Origin of the sequence: Pseudomonas sp. R1-15 (assembly GCF_051132085.1) — a bacterium.
In the GTDB taxonomy this organism is placed as follows: Bacteria; Pseudomonadota; Gammaproteobacteria; order Pseudomonadales; family Pseudomonadaceae; genus Aquipseudomonas.
This window is the reverse complement of record NZ_CP071660.1, coordinates 4052715-4073806: the sequence shown is the minus strand read 5'-3', so window position 1 is coordinate 4073806 and position 21092 is coordinate 4052715. Positions and strand designations below refer to the sequence as shown.

10 protein-coding genes are annotated in these 21092 nt (G+C 63.2%); 6 read left to right on the top strand and 4 right to left on the bottom strand.

Translation table 11 applies throughout. The features are described 5' to 3' along the window. Positions 1-220 precede the first annotated feature (220 nt). On the bottom strand, positions 221-691 hold the full coding sequence (locus J3P97_RS18340) for a hypothetical protein (protein ID WP_434601388.1): 471 nt from the start codon (positions 689-691) through the stop codon (positions 221-223). A gap of 459 nt (positions 692-1150) precedes the next feature. Between J3P97_RS18340 and J3P97_RS18335 the strand changes: the two genes are divergently transcribed. Both J3P97_RS18335 and J3P97_RS18330 read left to right on the top strand, forming a co-directional pair. Continuing rightward, positions 1151-2074, top strand: a complete 924-nt coding sequence (locus J3P97_RS18335) for a chemotaxis protein CheV (RefSeq protein WP_214999118.1) — start codon at positions 1151-1153, stop codon at positions 2072-2074. Between the two features lie 72 nt (positions 2075-2146). Then, on the top strand, positions 2147-2956 hold the full coding sequence (locus tag J3P97_RS18330) for an MOSC domain-containing protein (protein WP_434601387.1): 810 nt from the start codon (positions 2147-2149) through the stop codon (positions 2954-2956). 100 nt (positions 2957-3056) lie between these two features. Here the strand turns inward: J3P97_RS18330 and J3P97_RS18325 are convergent, their stop codons facing one another. Both J3P97_RS18325 and J3P97_RS18320 read right to left on the bottom strand, forming a co-directional pair. Continuing rightward, the gene (locus J3P97_RS18325) at positions 3057-3341 is read right to left on the bottom strand and encodes a pyrimidine/purine nucleoside phosphorylase (RefSeq protein ID WP_003183665.1); all 285 of its coding nucleotides are present in this window, start codon (positions 3339-3341) and stop codon (positions 3057-3059) included. 87 nt (positions 3342-3428) lie between these two features. After that, entirely contained in the window at positions 3429-3971 is a 543-nt protein-coding gene (locus J3P97_RS18320) for an exonuclease domain-containing protein (RefSeq protein ID WP_305499825.1), read from the bottom strand. Positions 3972-4293: 322 nt separating this feature from the next. Here J3P97_RS18320 and J3P97_RS18315 point away from each other — a divergent pair, with 322 nt between their 5' ends. Both J3P97_RS18315 and J3P97_RS18310 read left to right on the top strand, forming a co-directional pair. Next, a complete protein-coding gene (locus J3P97_RS18315) occupies positions 4294-5070 on the top strand; it encodes a substrate-binding periplasmic protein (protein ID WP_434672462.1) in 777 nt (258 codons plus the stop codon). A gap of 68 nt (positions 5071-5138) precedes the next feature. Continuing rightward, positions 5139-6152 carry a GNAT family N-acetyltransferase gene (locus J3P97_RS18310; RefSeq protein WP_434672461.1) on the top strand — a complete coding sequence of 338 codons (1014 nt, stop codon included), beginning with the start codon at positions 5139-5141 and terminating at the stop codon, positions 6150-6152. Positions 6153-6264: 112 nt separating this feature from the next. Here the strand turns inward: J3P97_RS18310 and J3P97_RS18305 are convergent, their stop codons facing one another. Then, the gene (locus tag J3P97_RS18305; protein WP_025212663.1) at positions 6265-6813 is read right to left on the bottom strand and encodes an RNA polymerase factor sigma-70; all 549 of its coding nucleotides are present in this window, start codon (positions 6811-6813) and stop codon (positions 6265-6267) included. Positions 6814-7094: 281 nt separating this feature from the next. Between J3P97_RS18305 and J3P97_RS18300 the strand changes: the two genes are divergently transcribed. Next, positions 7095-20078: a non-ribosomal peptide synthetase gene (locus J3P97_RS18300; RefSeq protein WP_434672460.1), complete on the top strand. Its 12984-nt coding sequence runs from the start codon at positions 7095-7097 to the stop codon at positions 20076-20078. A gap of 191 nt (positions 20079-20269) precedes the next feature. Beyond that, positions 20270-21082 (top strand): alpha/beta fold hydrolase, encoded by an 813-nt coding sequence (locus J3P97_RS18295; RefSeq protein ID WP_434672459.1) that lies wholly within the window; start codon positions 20270-20272, stop codon positions 21080-21082. The last annotated feature ends 10 nt before the right edge of the window (positions 21083-21092 follow it).

The following is a 21092-nucleotide window of genomic DNA, read 5'->3' as shown; positions in this document are numbered from 1 at the left end:
AATGAATGTTCGCTGCGGGCAGGCCAGTCAGCGCATCTGACGGGCCGGGTCGGGTAAATGTTTCAGGTCGGGGACGGCTTCGGTTGGCGGCTTCTTGCGCCGCTGTCCGAGGCGACTGACGCGAGACATAGTACCACTTCGGATTTCGTTGGTCGCGCCCGGCTTGGCGGCGGCAAAGCACGACGGGCCAGGCACATGATGTTGGTCGGCTGCTACCAGCTCACGCTTGTTTTTGTGCGTAAGGAACCAACGCCATCGGGCGCGGCGTCGGCACCGCCTCGCAGGGACTCTGGCCGACCTGGAAGGCAAATGCTTCGATCAGGGAAGTCTGTTCAGTGTTGTCCAGACTCAGTTTGCCGGTGGTGTGGTCGACGAGCTCCAACTGCCAGGCCATCAGGGTAAAGCAATCTTTCAGCGCGACCAGTGCCTGGTCGTGCAGCTCCATGTGGTGTTGCGCATGACTGAGCAAGCCATGGATATGCAGCGAAAACTCCGAAACGGCCTCCAATGCGAGAGCGTCGGCCTTGTTTGCCAGCTTCAGCAACGTGCTGAGCATGCAGTCGATGGCATCCTTGTCGTTGTTGATCAGCTCCAGATGGCTCAGGCATTCCTCCGACTTGGCCAAGAGTGTCTCGGCTTCAGTCAGGAACTCGGGAAGGCGCTGGCTCCAATTGTTGCGATCGTTCGGCATGCTTATCTCCACAACATCATGTCAGGCGAAAGCAGATCGCGTATGGCGAACGGCTGTGTCTCATGGCCGGTACGAACGAAGGTGCCTTGCGGATCGCAAACTCGGTCTCGCAAACGATTGCATTGAAATCGGTTGGGAGACTGGAAATCCGTTGTTCTGCAGTCGCGCACAAACGCCTGACTCCGTTCAGCAATGAGAATGGCGTCACATTAATGGCTATTGGATATCGGGAATATCAGGTTAGACCTGATTGTGCCTAGGGGAATCCCTTAGGCAGGGGAACTTACAGCGTCAACGGAAGTCGCGCAGCGGAAAAACGGATGTAAACGGAAGGCCAGTAAAGCATGATGTCTATGTGACATCAATGCCCGCGGCGGTATTTAATGTCGGGGTCAAGATCCGGCGCATACCGCCGATAGCGTCTTTACAGATTCATCCGAACAAGCCCAGGAGTCATCGATGGCCGGCATTCTCGACACAGTAGATCAACGAACCCAATTGGTGGGTGAGAATCGCCTGGAAATTCTCATGTTTCGCCTGGCGGGGCGCCAATTGTTCGCCATCAACGTATTCAAGGTCCAGGAAGTGCTGCAACTGCCGAAGCTGACCTTGATGCCCCAGCGCCACCCGTTCGTCTGCGGCGTGGTCAATCTGCGTGGCCAGACCCTTCCGGTGATCGATCTTTCCCAGGCCATCGGCATGCGTCCGCTCGTGCCGGGACCTAACAGCACCATCATCGTCACCGAGTACAACCGTTCGGTACAGGCGTTCCTGGTAGGGGGCGTGGACCGCATTGTCAACATGAACTGGGAAGCCATCCTGCCGCCTCCGACCAGTGCCGGGCGCGAGCATTACCTGACGGCTATCAGCAAGGTCGACGACCAGTTGGTGGAAATCATCGACGTGGAGAAAGTCCTCGCCGAAATCGTCCCCTACAACGCCAAGGTCTCACGGGACAAGCTCGAGGATCCGGTGCTGGAACGAGCCCGCGGTCGAGAAGTCCTGCTGGTGGACGATTCCAATGTCGCGCTCTCGCAGTTGCGTGACACCCTGGGCCAGTTGGGCGTGAAGATGCACATCGCCAGCGACGGCTTGAAGGCACTGAACATGCTCAAGGCCTGGGCCGACACCGGCGAAGTGATGACCGACAAGTTGCTGATGATTTTCACCGACGCGGAAATGCCCGAGATGGACGGCTACCGCCTGACCACGGAAATCCGCAACGATCCACGCCTGCGTGGGCTCTACGTGGTGCTGCATACCTCGCTGTCCGGCAGCTTCAACGATTCGATGGTCAAGAAGGTTGGCTGTGACAACTTCCTTTCCAAATTCCAGCCGGACAAGCTGGTCGACGTGGTGCGCCAGCGGTTGATGCTCGGCTGAGGCTGATCGAGGTTTGCTTCACCGGCTCGCTCGTATAAGGTTGCGCTCTTTCGTCATCAGGGAAAGTTGATCATGTTGCGGCTGAGCGCGCTGTATCGGTATCCGTTGAAGTCCGGCAAGGGGCAGCCGCTGCAGGGCATCGGCCTGGACAAGCTCGGGCTCGACGGTGATCGACGCTGGATGCTGGTGGATGAGGCCAGCGGGCGCTTCCTGACCCAGCGGGCCGTGGCAAAGCTGAGCCAGCTTTCGGCGTTGTGGAACGCGGCGGGCGGACTGACACTCAGCGCGCCGGGCTACGGCGCCATCGAGGTGCCGCTGCCGCCTTCTCTCGAAGAACAACGGCGTGGCGTGATCATCTGGCGCGATACTCTGCGTGTGCCGGATGCCGGTGACGCGGCGGCTGCCTGGGTCAGTGAGTTCATCGGCAATCGCACCCGGCTGGTCCATGTGCCGGTGGAGTTGGCTCGTACCACGGCAGCCGGCTACGGCAAGGATGACGACAAGGTGGCCTTCGCCGACGGTTTTCCCTTGTTATTGATCGGCCAGGCCTCGTTGGAGGATTTATCGGGCAGAGTTGGCCGCTCGCTGGAAATGCTGCGCTTTCGTCCCAACCTGGTGGTCGAGGGCAGCGAGGCGTTCGCCGAAGACGGCTGGAAGCGTCTTCGTATCGGCGAGGTGGAGTTTCGGGTGGTCAAGCCGTGTTCACGCTGCATCATGACCACGGTCGATCCGCAAACCGGCGAACGCGATCCGCAGCGCGAGCCTTTCGCCACTTTGCAACAGTACCGTTCTACCCCGGATGGTGCGATGTTCGGCCAGAATCTGGTCAACGATGGCAATGGCCGACTTGAGGTCGGCATGCCGGTCGAAGTGCTGGAATAGAAGATCCCTGAATAAAAAATGCCCGTGTCGCTGGACACGGGCATTTTTATTTATCACGCAGGCGCTTTTGTGGCGAGGGAGCAAGCTCCCTCGCCACGGCTCAGCCGCGATATTCGCAGAGGTAAGCCGTGTCGACGGCTACCTTGAGCTGGAACTTGCTGTTGGCCGGGACGTTGAACTGGCTACCGGCGGCGAAGGTTTCCCAATCGGTGCTGTCGGGCAGTTTCACGGTCAGGGCGCCGGAAACAACATGCATGATTTCCCGCTGCGCAGTGCCGAACTCATATTCGCCCGGTGCCATGACGCCGATGGTCGCTGGACCTTCGGCGGTGCCGAAGGCGATCGACTTGACGGTGCCGTCGAAGTACTCGTTGACTTTGAACATGGGCGATTCCTCGAGAAAGGGCTGAAAAAGGCCGGCCAGTATGCACAAGGCCACAACAGTCGTCATCTGTCGCGCCTGGCAGGGCGCTCAGCCCGTCAGCACCAGCGGCAACAATCGCGCCGTATTGCGGGCGTCCTCCAATGCACGGTGCTGTTGGCCGCAGAACTGCAGGCCGGCCAGTTGCAACGCCGCATTGAGCCCCAGCGGTCGCTCCAGCCGACGGGCCTTGGCAAAGCGCTGCTTGAGATTCATGTGCGGTACCTGGCCGAGCGCGCTGTGCAAGTGCTGGCCTTGCCATTCCTGAAGCAACTGCTTGCGGTCGTAGTCTCCCCAACTGACCCAGCCTTCGAGGTTCGCTCGATAAGGCGCCAGCCAGTGTTCGAATGCCGGCCAGACCTCGGTCAGCGGTGCGGCGCCGTCGATATTGGCCTGGCTGATATGCGTCAGCGTGCGACAGAAAGAGGTCAGCAACGGGCGCCTCAGCGGCCGTACAAAGCGCTGGAAATGATCCACCTCGCGCCCATCCCGATTCACCAGGGTGGCGCCGATTTCGATGATTTCCATTTCGGTAACCGGCCAGCCACCTTCGTCGGTGGTGGCTTCCAGATCAATCACCAGCCAGTAAGGCATTGCAAGGTTCCCGGTATCGGCGTGCAGATGGGTTTGAGCGTAGTCAAACCCGAAGCATCCGCCTAGTCCCTGATGACGCGCGAGCGACCAGACCGGCCTGATGGAAGTTGTCCTGCATGGAAGATGGCTGTTCGCTGTCCGAGCGCTTGCTTGGTTGCCTTGGCCAGCTTAAATTGCCCCGCGCGACCGGATGAAAGAAGAACAATGATCGAGCCGCTGCTTTAAATTGACCGTGCGGCTGGCTAAGCGGCTGAAACCGCCTAGCGTGAAGAGTGATGGGGACTTTGGGGGAGTGGTTATCTTGACGTGTTCGCCGATGGGGATGACCTCACGTACCTTGCTGGCCGTCCTGGCCATGTTCTTGACCGTGTCAGCTGAAGCTGCACAAGTGGTCCGGATCGGCGCGGCGCATTTCCCGCCTTATACCGTTCGTCCCGAAAACGGCGCCGACACCGGTCTGTTACCGCAATTGGTGGAAGCCTTGAATCGGTCACAGGCCGATTATGAATTCGTGCTGGTACCCACTTCGATTCCGCGCCGGTTCAACGATTTCAAGCAGGGCCGGGTAGACATGGCGATTTTCGAAAACCCCGACTGGGGTTGGCAGGATGTGCCCCATACTCCGGTAGACATGGGCCTGGAAGATGCGGAGATATTCGTCGCCCAACGCCAGCCGGATCGCCAGCAGAGCTATTTCGCCGATCTCAGGGGCAAGCGCCTGGCCCTGTTCAGCGGTTATCACTATGCGTTTGCCGAATTCAACGCCGATCCCAAGTTCCTCATTGGCCAATACAACGCCACGTTGACCTATTCCCACGACAGCAACCTGCAGATGGTGTTGCGCACACGCGCGGACATTGCCCTGGTGACCCGTTCCTACCTCAGCGATTACGTGTTGCGCAATCCGCAAGTGGCCTCGCAGTTGCTGGTATCCGAACGCATCGACCAGATTTACCATCATTACGCACTGATTCGGCCCCAGGCGCCCATTTCCCCACAAGCGTTCGCCCAGATGTTGCAGAAGTTGCGGGACGACGGCCAGTTGCTGGAAATCTTCCAGCCCTACCGGATCGAGCTGGTGCCGACCCACGCTCATTGAAAGCGGACCTTAAATTTATTTGCCTGGCTCACGTCACACGTTGACCACCGACGAAAACGTGAGCTCCCATGTCCAACCTCAATCAGCCGACGATATTGCCCTTGCCCGGCGGGCGCAGCCTGGGTGCCGATGAAACCGAACGCCACCTGAGCCTGATGCTCGAAGGCGCGCCGCTGATCCGCCTGCGCCTGGAGCGCGGTCCCCAGTTGCACGTGCATTTGCAGGAAAACAACGACCGGCCGGTCGGCCCGGCACTCTGGGCGGCCTGCTATTGGCTGTTTGCCAGGGATCCCGAATGTCAGCGCCTGGTCTGGCACCTCAATGAGCGTCCCGGTGAGGCCCTGCTCAGCGGTTTGCTGACGGGCGGGGAACTCAGCGACGAATACATCTGCGAACGCACCCTGTTCTGGCAACTGCCGCAGCCCTGGTTGGGAGAGTCGTTCAGCGGCAGTTATCCGCAACAGATGATCGTCACCGACGGCAAGCGCCATCCACGTCGCCCGATCAAGCCGCGCGGCGAGGTGTATCGCCGTTTCGACGCGCGGCTAGGGGCCTGGGTGTCTTTGCGCACGCTTGAAATCGAGCAAGACCTGACGCGATTCAACCGCTGGCAGAACAGTCCCAGGGTGGCGAGCTTCTGGCAGGAGGAGGGCAGCCTGGAACAGCACCGCGAGTACTTGACCAGGCTTGAGCATGACCCTCGGGTCTTGACCTTGATCGGTTGTTTCGATGAGCAGCCATTCGCCTACTTCGAAGCCTATTGGGCCAAGGAGGATCGAATCGCACCGTTTTATGACGCTCACGCCTATGACCGCGGCATCCACATGCTGGTGGGCGAAGAGCAGCATCGAGGTCCGCACAAGGTCGCAAGCTGGTTATCGGCGCTGGTGCATTACCTGTTTCTCGACGATCCGCGTACCCAGCGCGTGGTGGCCGAGCCTCGGGCCGACAATGCCCGGATGATCGGGCATCTGCATAACCAGTGTTTTCACTGTGAAAAGGAATTCGATTTCCCGCACAAGCGCGCGGCACTGATGATCCTGGGGCGCGAGCGGTTTTTTGACCGGTGTTCGTTGGTGTGAGGCTGTGTCACCGGTAGGCCCTCTTCGCGAGCAGGCTCGCTCCCACAGAATTCACGATAAAAATTGTGGGAGCGAGCCTGCTCGCGATTGGCCTGAAGCCTTTGCGCAGATTTCACCGCCGGGCGAACGTATCCCCACGCACCCCTGACACTTTGCGGCAATGCACCAGGGCGTCGCGGATCATGAAGTTCACCAGTGTCGGCGAGACGCCCAGTTCCTTGGCGATGTCTTTCTGCGGTACGCCGTGCAGGCGGTACATCTCGAAGGCGTAACGGGTTCGGCTGGGCAGCTCGGTCAGCGCGTCGGCAATGTGTTCGAGGGTGGAAAAGTTGATATGCGACGTTTCTGGCGAAGCACCCTGGATCACCACGTTCAACCCTTCTTCTTCCGGCCCCGAATATTTCTGTTCCAACGCCTGTTTGCGGTAGTGGTCGATCGCCAGATTGCGCACGATCTGGAACAGGTAGCTGAGTTGAGCCTTAAAGGACGAGGTGATCTGGGGCGCCGATTGCAACCGGAAAAACGCATCCTGGACCACGTCTTCCGCGCGGGAGCGGCAACCGGTGATACGCGCTGCGATCTTGACCAGGATCATCCGGTTGTCGACGAAGGCCTGGAGTAGCGGTGAGTCGCACCTGCTTGTGGATACTTGTTCCGTCATGGAATTCACCTTACTGCAAATAGTTAGCGGGACGACCCGTGCATCGGATCCGTCCTACATGTCGAGCGCCAAATTAGGCTTAATGATAATCGTTGTCAATTGAGAAGAAGAATTATTGATGGGCGGAAGTCCAGCCTGGAAACTGCGACCCGTTGCCGCGGCGTGGCGCCGACCGATGATCGTCCGGATGCGCGGAGGCAAGGCCTGCGACTAATTATTTGCCGGTGTAATCCGTTCCCAAGGGTGACCACTTGCAAGCCGAATCCAGGCAGGAACCCCACATGACCGACGCGTTCGAACTCCCCAGCACCCTGGCCCATGCCCTCCAGCGCCGCGCCGCGTTGACGCCGGACCGGGTGGCCTTGCGCTTTCTTGCCGACACCCCGCAGCAGGGCGTCGTGTTGAGTTATCGCGACCTGGACTTGCGCGCCCGGACCATCGCCGCCGCTTTGCAGGCCGAGGCGGAACTGGGTGATCGCGCCGTACTGCTATTCCCCAGCGGCCCGGATTACGTCGCGGCGTTTTTCGGTTGCCTGTACGCCGGCGTGATCGCCGTTCCGGCCTACCCACCCGAGTCCACCCGCCGCCACCATCAGGAGCGTCTGCTGTCGATCATCGCCGACGCCCAGCCGCGGCTATTGCTCACCAGCAGTGAGGTGCGCGACACGCTGCAGGCCATCGAATCGGCACCGCCGGTACTCTGTGTCGATACCCTCGATCCGGCCCACGCCGGCCAATGGCGGGCGCCGAACCTGCAAGACGATGACATCGCCTTCCTGCAATACACCTCCGGCTCCACTGCGTTGCCCAAGGGGGTGCAGGTGAGCCACGGCAACCTGGTGGCCAACGAAGCGCTGATCCGGCATGGCTTCGGCATTGACGTGAATCCCGACGACGTCATTGTCAGCTGGCTGCCGCTGTATCACGACATGGGCCTGATCGGCGGTTTGCTGCAACCGATCTTCAGCGGAGTGCCGTGCGTACTGATGTCGCCGGCGTATTTCCTCGCCCGACCGTTGCGTTGGCTGGAAGCGATCAGCGAGTACGGCGGCACCATCAGCGGCGGCCCGGATTTCGCCTACCGGCTGTGCAGCGAGCGGGTCAGTGAGTCGGCCCTGGAGCGCCTCGACTTGAGCCATTGGCGCGTGGCCTATTCCGGCTCCGAACCGATTCGCCTCGACAGCCTGGAGCGCTTCGCCGAAAAGTTTGCCTCGTGCGGCTTCACGCCGGACAGTTTCATGGCTTCCTATGGCTTGGCCGAAGCCACCCTGTTCGTCGCCGGCACGCCGCGTGGCCGAGGGATCCCCGCGATGCGAATGGATGACGCGGCATTGGCGCAAAACCGCGCCGAGCCGGGGCAGGGCAACGCAGTGATGAGTTGCGGCGTGAGCCAGCCGGACCACGCGATACTGATCGTCGAGCCCGCCACGCTACAGCCGCTGGCCGACAATCAGGTCGGCGAAGTCTGGGCCGCCGGGCCGAGCATCGCCCACGGTTACTGGCGCAACCCCGAGGCCAGCGCCAGGACATTCGTCCAGCATGCCGGCCGCACCTGGCTGCGCACCGGCGACCTTGGCTTTGTGCGCGAAGGCGAGCTGTTCATCACGGGGCGCCTGAAGGATTTGCTCATCGTGCGCGGGCATAACCTTTATCCACAGGACATCGAGCAAGCCGTAGAACGCGAGGTCGAGGTGGTGCGTAAGGGACGGGTCGCTGCATTTGCGGTCGACAACGGCGGCGAAGAGGGGATCGGGATTGCCGCGGAAATCAGCCGCAGCGTGCGGAAAATCCTCCCGGCCGAGGCCTTGATCAAAGCGATTCGCCAGGCCGTGGCCGATGCCTGCCAGCAAGCCCCGAGCGTGGTGGTGCTGCTCAACCCAGGGGCCTTGCCGAAGACTTCGAGCGGCAAGCTGCAGCGTTCGGCCTGCCGGGCACGACTGGCTGACGGCAGCCTCGACAGCTATGCACTGTTTCCCTCGGTCGAGGTGCAAACCCATGAGGCGGGCGCTTCATCGAAGCTGCAAACGCTGATTGGCCAGATCTGGTGCGAGCAGTTACAGGTCGACCAGGTCCAGGGCAACGATCATTTCTTCCTGCTGGGCGGCAATTCCATCGCCGCCACCCAAGTCATTGCGCGGCTGAGCGAAACCCTCGGCTTGGAGCTCAACCTGCGCCTGCTCTTCGAAGCCCCAACGCTCGGCGCTTTTGCCGCGGCGGTGGCGAACCTGCAGCAGGACGGCGGCCAGGCCCAGGGCGCCATCAGCCGGTTGCCACGCCACGAGCCGCTGCCGCAATCGTTGGCGCAAAACCGCTTGTGGCTGACCTGGCAGTTGGATCCGGCAAGCCGTGCCTACAACATTCCCGGCGCCATCCGCCTGCGCGGCGAGCTGGACGAAAACGCCTTGCGCGCCAGCTTCCAGCAATTGATCGAGCGCCATGAGTCCCTGCGCACGCGGTTCCTGGAACGCGATGGGGTGGCCTTGCAGCAAATCGATCCGGCCGGAGAGTTCAATCTTCAGGTGATCGATCTTTGCGACATGCCCGCTGACCAGCGCGAAGCGCGGGCGCGGCAGATCCGCGAAGACGAAGCCGCCACGCAGTTCGATCTGGAAAAGGGCCCGCTGCTGTGGGTCACCTTGTTGCGCCTGGATCAGGACGACCACCAACTGTTGGTGACGATGCACCACATCATCGCCGATGGCTGGTCGATGAACGTCCTGATCGAGGAGTTCTCACGGCTCTATGCCGCGGCGTCCCAGGGACAGGTCGCCGAGTTGGCGCCGTTGCCGTTGCACTACGCCGACTACGGCAGTTGGCAGCGCCAATGGCTCGGGCAAGGTGAAGCCGAGCGCCAACTGGCCTATTGGAAACAGCAACTGGGCGATGAGCATCCGACCCTGGCGCTGAGCACCGATCATCCGCGCAGCGCCCTGCATCAGCGCAGCGCCGCGCGCCACAGCCTGCGCCTGGACAAGGACCTCGGCGATGCCCTGCGCCGGACGGCCCAGGCCCATGACGCCACGCCGTTCATGTTCTTGCTGGCGGCATTCCAGGCGCTGCTGCAGCGCTACACCGGCCAGTCCGACATCCGCATCGGCGTGCCCAACGCCAACCGCCCGCGCCGGGAAACCCAGGGCCTGATCGGCTTCTTCATCAACACCCAGGTGCTGCGCGCGCAAACCGATTCGCGCCAGCCATTCGCCGCGCTGCTGGCCCAGGCCCGGGAAGCCACGCTGGGCGCCCAGTCGCATCAGGACCTGCCTTTCGAACAACTGCTGGAAGCGTACCCACAGGCGCGGGACCAAGGTCTGTTCCAGGTCATGTTCAACCATCAGCAGCGCGACCTCGGCGCGTTGCGGCGCCTGCCGGGGCTGTTGGCCGATGAGTTGCCGTGGCACAGCCGCGAAGCCAAGTTCGACTTGCAGTTGCATAGCGAAGAGGACCGCAACGGACGGCTGACGCTGTCGTTCGATTACGCTGACGAGCTGTTCGAGGCGACGACTATCGCCCGCTTGGCCGAACACTTTTGCAGCCTGCTTCGGGCGGTTTGCAGCAACCCGCAACAGGCGATCGGCGACGTGCAGCTGTTGAGCGACGCTGAATCCGCGCAACAGCTGCCATGGGGCTCGGCGCCTTGCGAGCCGGCCAGCCAGTGGCTGCCGGAACTGCTCAACGAACAGGCCCGCCGCACCCCGCAACGTACCGCGTTGCAGTGGGACGGTGGTGCGCTGGACTATGCCGAGCTGCACACCCAGGCCAATCGCCTGGCCCATTACCTGCGGGACAAAGGCGTCGGCCCGGACGTCTGCGTGGCGATTGCCGCCGAGCGTTCGCCGCAGTTGCTGATCGGCGTGTTGGCGATCATCAAGGCGGGGGGCGCCTATGTGCCGCTGGATGTCGATTATCCGGCCGAGCGCCTGGCCTACATGTTGGGTGACAGCGGCGTCGATCTGCTGCTGACCCAAACCGCCTTGCTGGACCGCTTGCCGGCCTGCGCAGGCGTCAGCGTCATCGCCATGGACGCCCTGCATCTGGAGCAATGGCCGAGCAATCCGCCGGGGCTGCATTTGCATGGCGAGCATCTGGCGTACGTGATCTACACCTCCGGTTCGACCGGTCAGCCGAAGGGCGTCGGCAACACCCATGCCGCCCTGGCCGAGCGCCTGCAATGGATGCAGGCCGCCTATGGGCTGGATGAAACCGACGTGCTCATGCAAAAGGCGCCGATCAGTTTCGACGTGTCGGTGTGGGAGTGCTTCTGGCCGCTGATCAACGGCTGCCAACTGGTACTGGCCGGCCCCGGCGAGCACCGCGACCCGCACCGTATCGCGCAGTTGGTCGAGCGGTTTGGCGTGACCACGCTGCATTTTGTACCGCCGCTGCTCAGCCTGTTCCTCGAGGAGCCGTTGAGCGCCCGCTGCATGAGCCTGCGGCGGATCTTTTCCGGCGGCGAAGCGTTGCCGGCCGAGTTGCGCAACCGGGTGCTGGCGCAACTGCCGGCGGCGCGGCTGCACAACCGCTACGGCCCGACCGAAACCGCTATCAACGTCACGCACTGGCACTGCAGCGAGGCCGATGGCGAGCGCTCGCCGATCGGTCGTCCGCTGGCCAATGTGCTCTGCCGCATCCTCGACAGTGACCTCAATCCGGTGCCGGTCGGTGTGCCGGGTGAATTGTGCATCGGTGGCCTCGGCCTGGCCCGGGGTTACCTGGGACGACCGGGGCTGACGGCCGAGCGGTTTGTCGCCGACCCGCTGGGTTCGGCCGGCGCGCGCCTGTACCGCACCGGCGACCGGGCGCGCTGGGGCGCTGACGGCGTCATCGAATACCTCGGCCGCCTCGACCAGCAGGTCAAACTGCGTGGTTTCCGGGTCGAGCCGCAGGAAATCGAAGCGCGACTGCTCGCCCAGGAGGGCGTCGCCCAAGCGGCGGTGCTGGTGCGTGACACGTCGGCCGGTGCGCAATTGATCGGCTACTACACCGCGGTCGATGTCGATGAAGATGAAACCGTCCAGGCTGCTCGCCTGAAAAACGCCCTCGTCGGCGAATTGCCCGACTACATGGTGCCTGCGCAATTGTTGCGCCTGGACGTCATGCCCCTGAGTCCGAGCGGCAAGCTCGACCGTCGCGCCTTGCCCGAGCCGCAGTGGCAAGTGCGCGAGCACGTCGAGCCGGTCAGCGCCCTCGAACAGCGGGTCGCCGGCATCTGGCGCGACGTGCTGGGTCTGGAGCGCGTTGGCTTGCGCGACGACTTTTTCGCCTTGGGCGGCCATTCGTTGCTGGCGACCCAGATCATTTCCCGCACCCGCCAGGCCTGCGATGTCGAGCTACCGCTGCGCGCGTTGTTCGAAGCCAGTGAGTTGGGCGCCTTCGCTGAGCAGGTGCGGTTGATTCAGCTAAGCGGCCAGACCAACCGCCAGCCGCCGATCGAGAAAGTCGACCGCAGCCAACCGGTGCCGCTGTCCTATTCCCAACAGCGTATGTGGTTCCTCTGGCAAATGGAGCCGGACAGCCCGGCCTACAACGTCGGCGGCATGGCGCGGTTGCGCGGGGTGCTGGATGTCGGACGCTTTGAAGCGGCGTTGCAGGCCTTGATCCTGCGCCATGAAACCCTGCGCACAACGTTCCCGAGCATCGATGGCGTGCCTCGCCAACAGGTGCACGGCGAGACGGGCCTGCGCATGGGCTGGAAGGATTTCTCGATGCTCGACGCCGACATGCGCCAGCAACGGGTCCGGCAACTGGCCGACAGCGAGGCCCACGAACCCTTCGACCTGGAAACCGGGCCGCTGCTGCGGGCCTGCCTGGTCAAGACCGCCGAGCATGAGCATTACTTTGTGCTGACCTTGCACCACATCGTCACCGAAGGGTGGGCGATGGACATTTTCGCCCGTGAGCTGAGCGCGCTGTATGAGGCCTTCGTCGATGATCGCGAGTCGCCGCTGGAGCCGTTGCCGGTGCAATACCTCGACTACAGCGTCTGGCAGCGCCAATGGCTGGAATCCGGCGAACGCCAGCGTCAACTGGACTACTGGACCGCTCAACTGGGCAGCGAACATCCCTTGCTGGAACTGCCGACGGACCGCCCGCGTCCGCCGGTGCAAAGTCATCGTGGCGAACTGTTCCGTTTCGAACTCAGCGATGAGTTGGCCGCGCGGGTCCGCGCCTTCAATGCCGAACGTGGCCTGACCCTGTTCATGACCATGACCGCCGCCCTGGCCGTGCTGCTCTATCGCTACAGCGGCCAGACCGACCTGCGCATCGGCGCGCCGGTGGCCAACCGCATCCGCCCGGAAAGCGAAGGGCTGATCGGCGCGTTCCTCAACACACAGGTGCTGCGTTGCCAGCTCGACGGGCAAATGTCGGTGGGCGAACTGTTCGAGCAGGTGCGCCACACCGTGATCGAAGGCCAGTCCCACCAGGACTTGCCCTTCGATCATCTGGTCGAAGCCCTGCAGCCACCGCGCAGTGCCGCATACAACCCGCTGTTCCAGGTGATGTGCAACGTCCAGCGCTGGGAATTCCAACAGAGCCGCACGTTGGCCGGCATGAGCGTCGATTACTTGGTCAACGACGCCCGCGCCACCAAGTTCGACCTCAACCTGGAAGTCACCGACCTCGATCAGCGCCTGGGTTGCTGCCTGACCTACAGCACCGATCTGTTCGATGAGCCGCGCATCGCCCGCATGGCCGGTCATTGGCGCAACCTGTTGGAGGCGTTGCTGGTCGATCCGGCTCGGCGGCTGAGCGAACTGCCGTTGCTTGGCGTCGGCGAGCAGCAGCAAATGCTCGACAGCCTGGGCGTCGAGCCCGGTGAGCATCGTCTCGATCAATGCCTCCACGTGCTGTTCGAAGAACAGGCCCGGACGCGTCCCGACGCAGCCGCGCTGACGTTCGCCGGGCAGACCCTGAGCTATGCCGAACTCGAACGCCGCGCCAATCGCCTGGCCTGGATGCTGCGCGAGCGGGGCGTCGGGCCGCAGGTGCGGGTGGGCCTGGCGCTGGAGCGCTCGCTGGAAATGGTCATCGGCCTGCTGGCGATCCTCAAGGCCGGTGGCGCCTACGTGCCGCTGGATCCGGAATACCCGCTGGACCGTTTGCACTACATGATCGAAGACAGTGGCGTCGGTCTGCTGCTCAGCGACCGGGCCATGTTCCAGGCCCTCGGCCCATTGCCGCCGGGCGTGCAGCGCTGGTGCCTGGAGGACGACAGCGAGGCGTTGGCGCAGTACCCGGACCAGTCGCCATCGCTGATCAATCTGCCGCAGCACCAGGCGTACCTGATCTACACCTCCGGCTCCACCGGCAAGCCCAAGGGCGTGGTCGTGTCCCACGGTGAAATCGCCATGCATTGCCAGGCGGTGATCCGCCGTTTCGGCATGCGCCCGGACGACTGCGAGCTGCATTTCTATTCGATCAATTTCGACGCGGCCACCGAACGCCTGCTGGTGCCTTTGCTCAGCGGCGCTCACGTGGTGCTGCGCGCCCAGGGCCAGTGGGATGCTCAGGAGATTTGCGGGCTGATCCGTCAGCACCGCATCAATATTCTCGGCTTTACCCCGAGTTATGGCAGCCAGTTGGCGCAATGGCTGGCGACCCAGGGGCAAACGTTGCCGGTACGCATGTGCATTACCGGTGGCGAAGCGTTGGCCGGCGAACACCTGCAGCGCATCCGCGCCGCGTTCAGCCCGAGCCTGTTTTTCAACGCCTATGGTCCGACCGAGACGGTGGTCATGCCGCTGGCGAGCCTGGCGCCGGAACAATTGGAGGAGGGCGCGGGCAGCGTACCGATCGGCAGCGTGATCGGCGCCCGACGGGCCTACATTCTCGACGCGGACCTGGCGTTGGTGCCGCCAGGCGCGACGGGTGAGCTGTACGTTGGTGGCGCCGGTCTGGCCCAGGGTTATCACCAGCGTCCGGGCATGACCGCCGAGCGCTTCGTCGCCGATCCGTTTGCCGCCGATGGCGGTCGGCTGTACCGCACCGGCGACCTGGTGTGCCAGCGTGCCGACGGCCAAGTGGAGTACCTGGGACGAATCGATCATCAAGTGAAGATTCGCGGTTTCCGCATCGAACTCGGGGAAATCGAAAACCGCCTGCTGGAGCACGCTGCCGTGCGCGAAGCGGTGGTACTGGCCCTCGACATGCCGGGCGGCAAGCAGTTGGCCGCTTATCTGGCCAGCGACATCGCCGAGCAGGACGCCATGGCACAAGTGGCCCTGCGCGAAGCGCTGAAGCAGCACCTCAAGGCGCAACTGCCGGAGTACATGGTGCCCACTCACCTGATCCTGCTGGCGAGCATGCCGCTGACCGCCAACGGCAAACTCGATCGCCGCGCCTTGCCGATGCCCGATCCGGAGCTCAATCGCCAGCAATACGTGGCGCCGAGCAATGCCTTGGAGCAAGCGCTGGCAGCGATCTGGTGCGACGTGCTGAACGTCAAACAGGTTGGCCTCAACGACAACTTCTTCGAGTTGGGCGGCGATTCGATCCTGTCGATCCAGGTTGTCAGCCGTGCCCGGCAGCAGGGCATCCACTTCACGCCGCGAGACCTGTTTCAGCACCAGACCGTGCAGGCCTTGGCCGCCATCGCCACCCGCAGCGAGCAGGTGAGTGTCGAGCAGGGGCTGTTGAGCGGTGAGTCGGGGCTTACGCCGATCCAGCACTGGTTCTTCGCCAGCGAGATACCCAACCGTCATCACTGGAACCAGGCGTTGCTGCTGGAGCCGACCACGCTGCTCGAACCACAGCTTCTGGAGCAGGCGCTGCAGGCTGTTTTCCAGCAGCATGATGCCTTGCGCCTTGGCTTCGCCAATACCACCGGGCATTGGCGCGCCGAGCACCAGCCCTTGTTCGATGGGGCGTTGCTGCAGCATCTTTCGGTGCAGTCCACACAAGCCTGCGAAGCGCTGTTTGCCCAGGCGCAGCTTGGCTTCCAGCTGTCGAGCGGGCCGTTGCTGCGCGCCGTGCTGGCGGACTTGCCGGACGGTCGGCAGCGCCTGCTGATCGCCATTCATCACCTGGTGGTGGACGGGGTTTCATGGCGGGTATTGATGGACGATCTGCAGACGGCTTACCGCCAATCGGCCGGCGGGCAAACGCTGCGGCTACCGGCCAAGACCAGCCCGTTGCGTGACTGGGTTGCGCGGTTGCAGGCCTACGCCGGCAGCGAATCCCTGCGCGAGGAGTTGACCTGGTGGCGCGACCAACTGAGCGGGCCGGACGTTACGCTGCCTTGCGCGAACCCTGGCGGCGGGCGGCAGGAGCGACACGCCGCAAGCGTCAGCGTGCGCCTGGACGCCGAGCGTACCCGGCAACTGTTGCAGCAGGCGCCGAGCGCCTATCGCACCCAGGTCAACGACCTGCTGCTCACGGCGCTCGCCCGCGTGCTGTGCCGCCAAGGCAATCAGCAATCGGCGCTGATCCAACTCGAAGGCCATGGCCGCGAGGCGCTGTTTGATGACGTCGACCTGACGCGCACCGTGGGCTGGTTCACCAGTGTCTATCCGCTGCGCCTGAGCCCGGCGGCCGATGATGTCGGCGCGTCGATCAAAGCCGTCAAGGAGCAACTGCGCGCGGTGCCCCACAAGGGCCTCGGCTACGGCGTGCTGCGTTATCTGGCGGACGCCGGCACACGCCAGGCGATGGCCGGTTTGCCGCAAGCCGCGATCACTTTTAATTACCTCGGTCAGCTTGACCATACGCTCGGCCAGGACGCGTTGTTCCAACCGCTGGATACGCCACTTGGCGCCATTCATGACCCTGACGCGCCACTGCCGAACGAGTTGAGTGTCGACGGCCAGGTCAGCGGCGGCGAACTGCTGTTGCGCTGGACCTTCAGCGCCGAGCGGCATGACCGTGAAAGCATCGTCGCGCTGGCCGAGGCCTATCTCGACGAGTTGCAGCGGCTGATCGAACATTGCCTGGCGGACGAGGCGGGCGGCCTGACGCCGTCGGATTTCCCGCTGGCAAAACTGACCCAGGCACAGTTGGACAACCTGCCGGTGCCGGCCGGGCAGATCGAGGATGTCTACCCGTTGACGCCGATGCAGGAAGGCATGTTGCTGCACACCCTGCTCGAGCCGGGCACGGGCCTGTACTACATGCAGGACCGCTACCGCATCAACAGCGAGCTGGACCCACAGCGTTTCGCCCAGGCCTGGCAGGCGGTGATTGCCCGCCACGAAGCCTTGCGCGCTTCGTTCTGCTGGAACGTCGGCGAAGACATGCTGCAGATCATCCACAAGCCCGGGCGCACGCCGGTGGAATACCTCGACTGGCTGCACGTGCCTGAGAACGATCAGGAGCCCAAGCTCCAGGCGCTGCTCAAACGCGAGCGCGAGGCCGGTTTCGATCTGCTCAACGAGGCACCGTTTCACCTGCGATTGATCCGGGTCGGCGCGGCGCGCTACTGGTTCATGATGAGCAACCACCACATCCTGATCGATGCATGGTGCCGTTCACTGCTGATGGATGATTTCTTCGAGATCTACACCGCCCTCGGTGAACATCGCGAGCCTCGGCTGGCGGTACCGCCGCGTTATCGCGACTACATCGGCTGGTTGCAACGCCAGGGCCTGGCTGAAGCCCGGCAATGGTGGAAGCAGAACCTGCAAGGCTTCGAGCGGACCACGCCGATCCCCGCCGATCGCCCGTTCCTGCGCGAACACGCCGGTGACAGTGGCGGCATGGTCGTCGGTGACTGCTACACCCGGCTCGACGCTCGGGACGGCGCGCGACTGCGAGAACTGGCCCAGGCCCATCAATTGACCGTGAATACGTTCGCCCAGGCCGCGTGGGCCCTGGTATTGCGCCGGGTCAGCGGCGATCGGGACGTACTCTTCGGCGTCACCGTGGCCGGGCGCCCGGTGGAATTGCCGCAGATGCAACGCACCGTGGGCTTGTTCATCAATAGTGTCGCTCTGCGGGTGCAGATCCCGGGCGATGACCAGCGTTGCAGCGTGCGTCAGTGGCTCAACGGCTTGCTGGACAGCAACATGCAGTTGCGCGAGTACGAATACCTGCCGCTGGTGAGCATCCAGGAAGTCAGCGAACTGCCCAAGGGCCAGCCGCTGTTCGACAGCCTCTTCGTGTTCGAGAACGCACCGGTGGAAGTCTCGGTGCTGGATCGTGCCCAGAGTCTCAATGCCACCTCGGACTCGGGCCGCACCCACACCAACTTCCCGCTGACGGCGGTCTGCTATCCGGGTGATGACCTGGGGCTGCACCTGTCTTACGACCAGCGCTATTTCGATGAGTCCACCGTCCAGGGCCTGCTGGGCGAGTTCAAGCGATTGTTGCTCGCCTTGATGGAAGGTTTTCACGGCGACGTGGCTGAGCTGCCGCTGATTGGCAGCGCGGAACAGGACTTCCTGATCGAAGGCTGCAACCAGAGCGAGCGCGCCTATCCGCTGGAGCGCAGTTACGCCGAGCTGTTCGAGGCCCAGGTGGCGGCCCATCCGCAACGCATCGCCGCCAGTTGCCTGGAGGCCCGCTGCACTTACACCGAGCTGAACGAGCGCAGCAATCGCCTCGGCCATGCGTTGGTCGCCGCTGGCGTCGGGCTTGACCAACCGGTGGCGCTGCTGGCCGAACGCGATCTCGACCTGTTGGGCATGATCATCGGCAGCTTCAAGGCCGGCGGCGGTTACCTGCCGCTTGATCCGAGCCTGCCGAGCCAGCGCCTGAGCCGTATCATCGAACTGAGCCGCACGCCGTTGCTGGTCTGCACCCAGGCCTGTCATGAACAGGCGCTGGCCTTGCTGGAAGAGTTCGCCTGCGCCGGCCGGCCAAAGCTGCTGGTCTGGGAAACCGTTCAGGCCAGCGATGTGTCGCGGGACAATCCGCGCCTCTACAGCGGGCCGGACAACCTGGCCTACGTGATCTACACCTCCGGTTCCACCGGCTTGCCCAAAGGCGTCATGGTGCAGCAGCGGGGCATGCTCAATAACCAGCTCAGCAAGGTGCCTTACCTGGCGCTGGACGAGACGGACGTGATTGCCCAGACGGCGTCGCAGAGCTTCGACATTTCCGTTTGGCAGTTCCTTGCCGCGCCGCTGTTCGGTGCTCGGGTGGACATCGTGCCCAATGCCATCGCCCACGACCCGCAAGGGCTGCTGGAGCACGTAAAACGCCAGGGCATCAGCGTGCTGGAGAGCGTGCCATCGTTGATCCAGGGCATGCTCGCCGAGGAACGCATCGGCTTGGAAGGCCTGCGCTGGATGCTTCCGACCGGCGAGGCAATGCCGCCGGAACTGGCCCATCAATGGTTGTTGCGTTATCCGGACATCGGCCTGGTGAATGCCTACGGTCCGGCCGAATGTTCCGATGACGTGGCGTTCTTCCGGGTCGACCTGGCTTCGACGCGCGGCAGCTACCTGCCCATCGGCACGCCGACCGACAATAACCGCCTGTACCTGCTCGACGGTGCGCTGGAACTGGTGCCGCTGGGCGCGGTGGGCGAGTTGTGCGTCGCCGGCATCGGGGTCGGGCGTGGTTATGTCGGCGATCCGCTGCGCACGGCGCCGGTGTTCGTGCCCGATCCGTTCGGGGCGCCGGGCGACCGGCTGTACCGCACCGGTGACCTGGCGCGCCGCCGCAGCGATGGGGTGCTGGAATATGTCGGGCGCATCGACCACCAGGTGAAGATTCGCGGCTATCGCATCGAGCTGGGGGAAATCGAAGCGCGGCTGCATGAACAGCCCGAAGTCCGTGATGCGGCAGTGGGCGTGCAGGAAGGCGCCAATGGCAGACATCTGGTGGGTTATCTGGTCGCCGCCGACGCGACGCTGAGCCCGACCGAGCGGTTGGATCGCATCAAGCAGCGCCTGCGCAGCGAATTGCCGGAATACATGGTGCCGCTGCACTGGCTGTGGCTCGACCGCCTGCCCCTGAACGCCAACGGCAAGCTCGATCGCAAGGCCTTGCCGGCCCTGGAGATCGGCCAGTTGCAAAGCCAGGATTACCAGGCCCCGAGCAATGAGCTGGAACAGACCCTTGCGGACATCTGGGCCGAGGTGCTGAAGGTCGAACGGGTGGGCGTACGCGACAATTTCTTCGAGCTGGGCGGACACTCATTGCTGGCCACACAGATCGCCTCGCGCGTGCAAAAAGCCTTGCAGCGCAACGTGCCGCTCCGGGCCATGTTCGAGTGCAGCACGGTGCAGGAACTGGCCGAATACATCGCAGGGCTGGGGGCCAGTGAAATCACCGGGGAGAAAGTCGATCGACTGAATGATTTGATGGCGGAATTGGAAGGAATGTAGTTTTGCGGCGTCTATAAGGACCCTTTCGCGAGCAGGCTCGCTCCCACAGTGGATTGGTCAACATGATCCATGTGGGAGCGAGCCTGCTCGCGAAGGCGTCTGCATGAACAACGCAAAACTCAAAGTTGACGACCCGCTCATCGCGGGCCAGTCTCCGAAGGTTTTTCCGGACTCAATCAAGGAATTCACTCATGCCCTTCGCAACGATCGACGGACAACCGCTCCATTACCTCGACCAGGGCCAGGGCCCCGTGGTGGTGCTCGGCAGCAGCTATTTGTGGGACCGCAGCATGTGGACGCCGCAGGTTGACGCCTTGTCGAAGCACTATCGGGTCATCGTCCCTGAACTGTGGGGCCACGGCCAGTCCGGGCGCTTGCCCGAGAATACGTCCTCGCTGAACGATCTGGCTCGCCAGGCATTGGCGTTGCTCGATCAGCTGGGCATCGACTGCTTCAGCCTGGTGGGGCTGTCGGTGGGCGGCATGTGGGGCGCGCGCCTGGCGCTGGCGGCGCCCGGACGCGTGCAGTCGCTAGTATTGATGGACACCTATGTGGGCGTCGAACCGGAGCCGACCCGTCTGTACTACTTTTCGCTGTTCGACAAGATCGAGGCCAGCGGTAGCATCCCTGAGCCGTTGCTGGACATCGTCGTGCCGATTTTCTTCCGGCCCGGCATCGACCCGCAATCAGCGCTTTACCAGCAGTTCCGCGCCACCTTGGCGGCATTGCCAGCCGACCGCCTGCGCGACAGCATCGTGCCGCTGGGGCGGATCATCTTTGGTCGGGACGACATCCTGGGGCAATTGCGTGAGTTGAACGCCGAGCGCACGCTGGTGATGTGTGGTGACCAGGACAAGCCACGGCCACCGTCCGAGGCGCTGGAGATGGCTGAATTGATCGGCTGCGAGCATGTGCTGATTCCCGAGGCGGGGCATATTTCCAACCTGGAGAACCCGGCGTTTGTGACCGAGGCGTTGCTGGGGTTCCTGAAACACAGGCATTGATTGCTGCTCA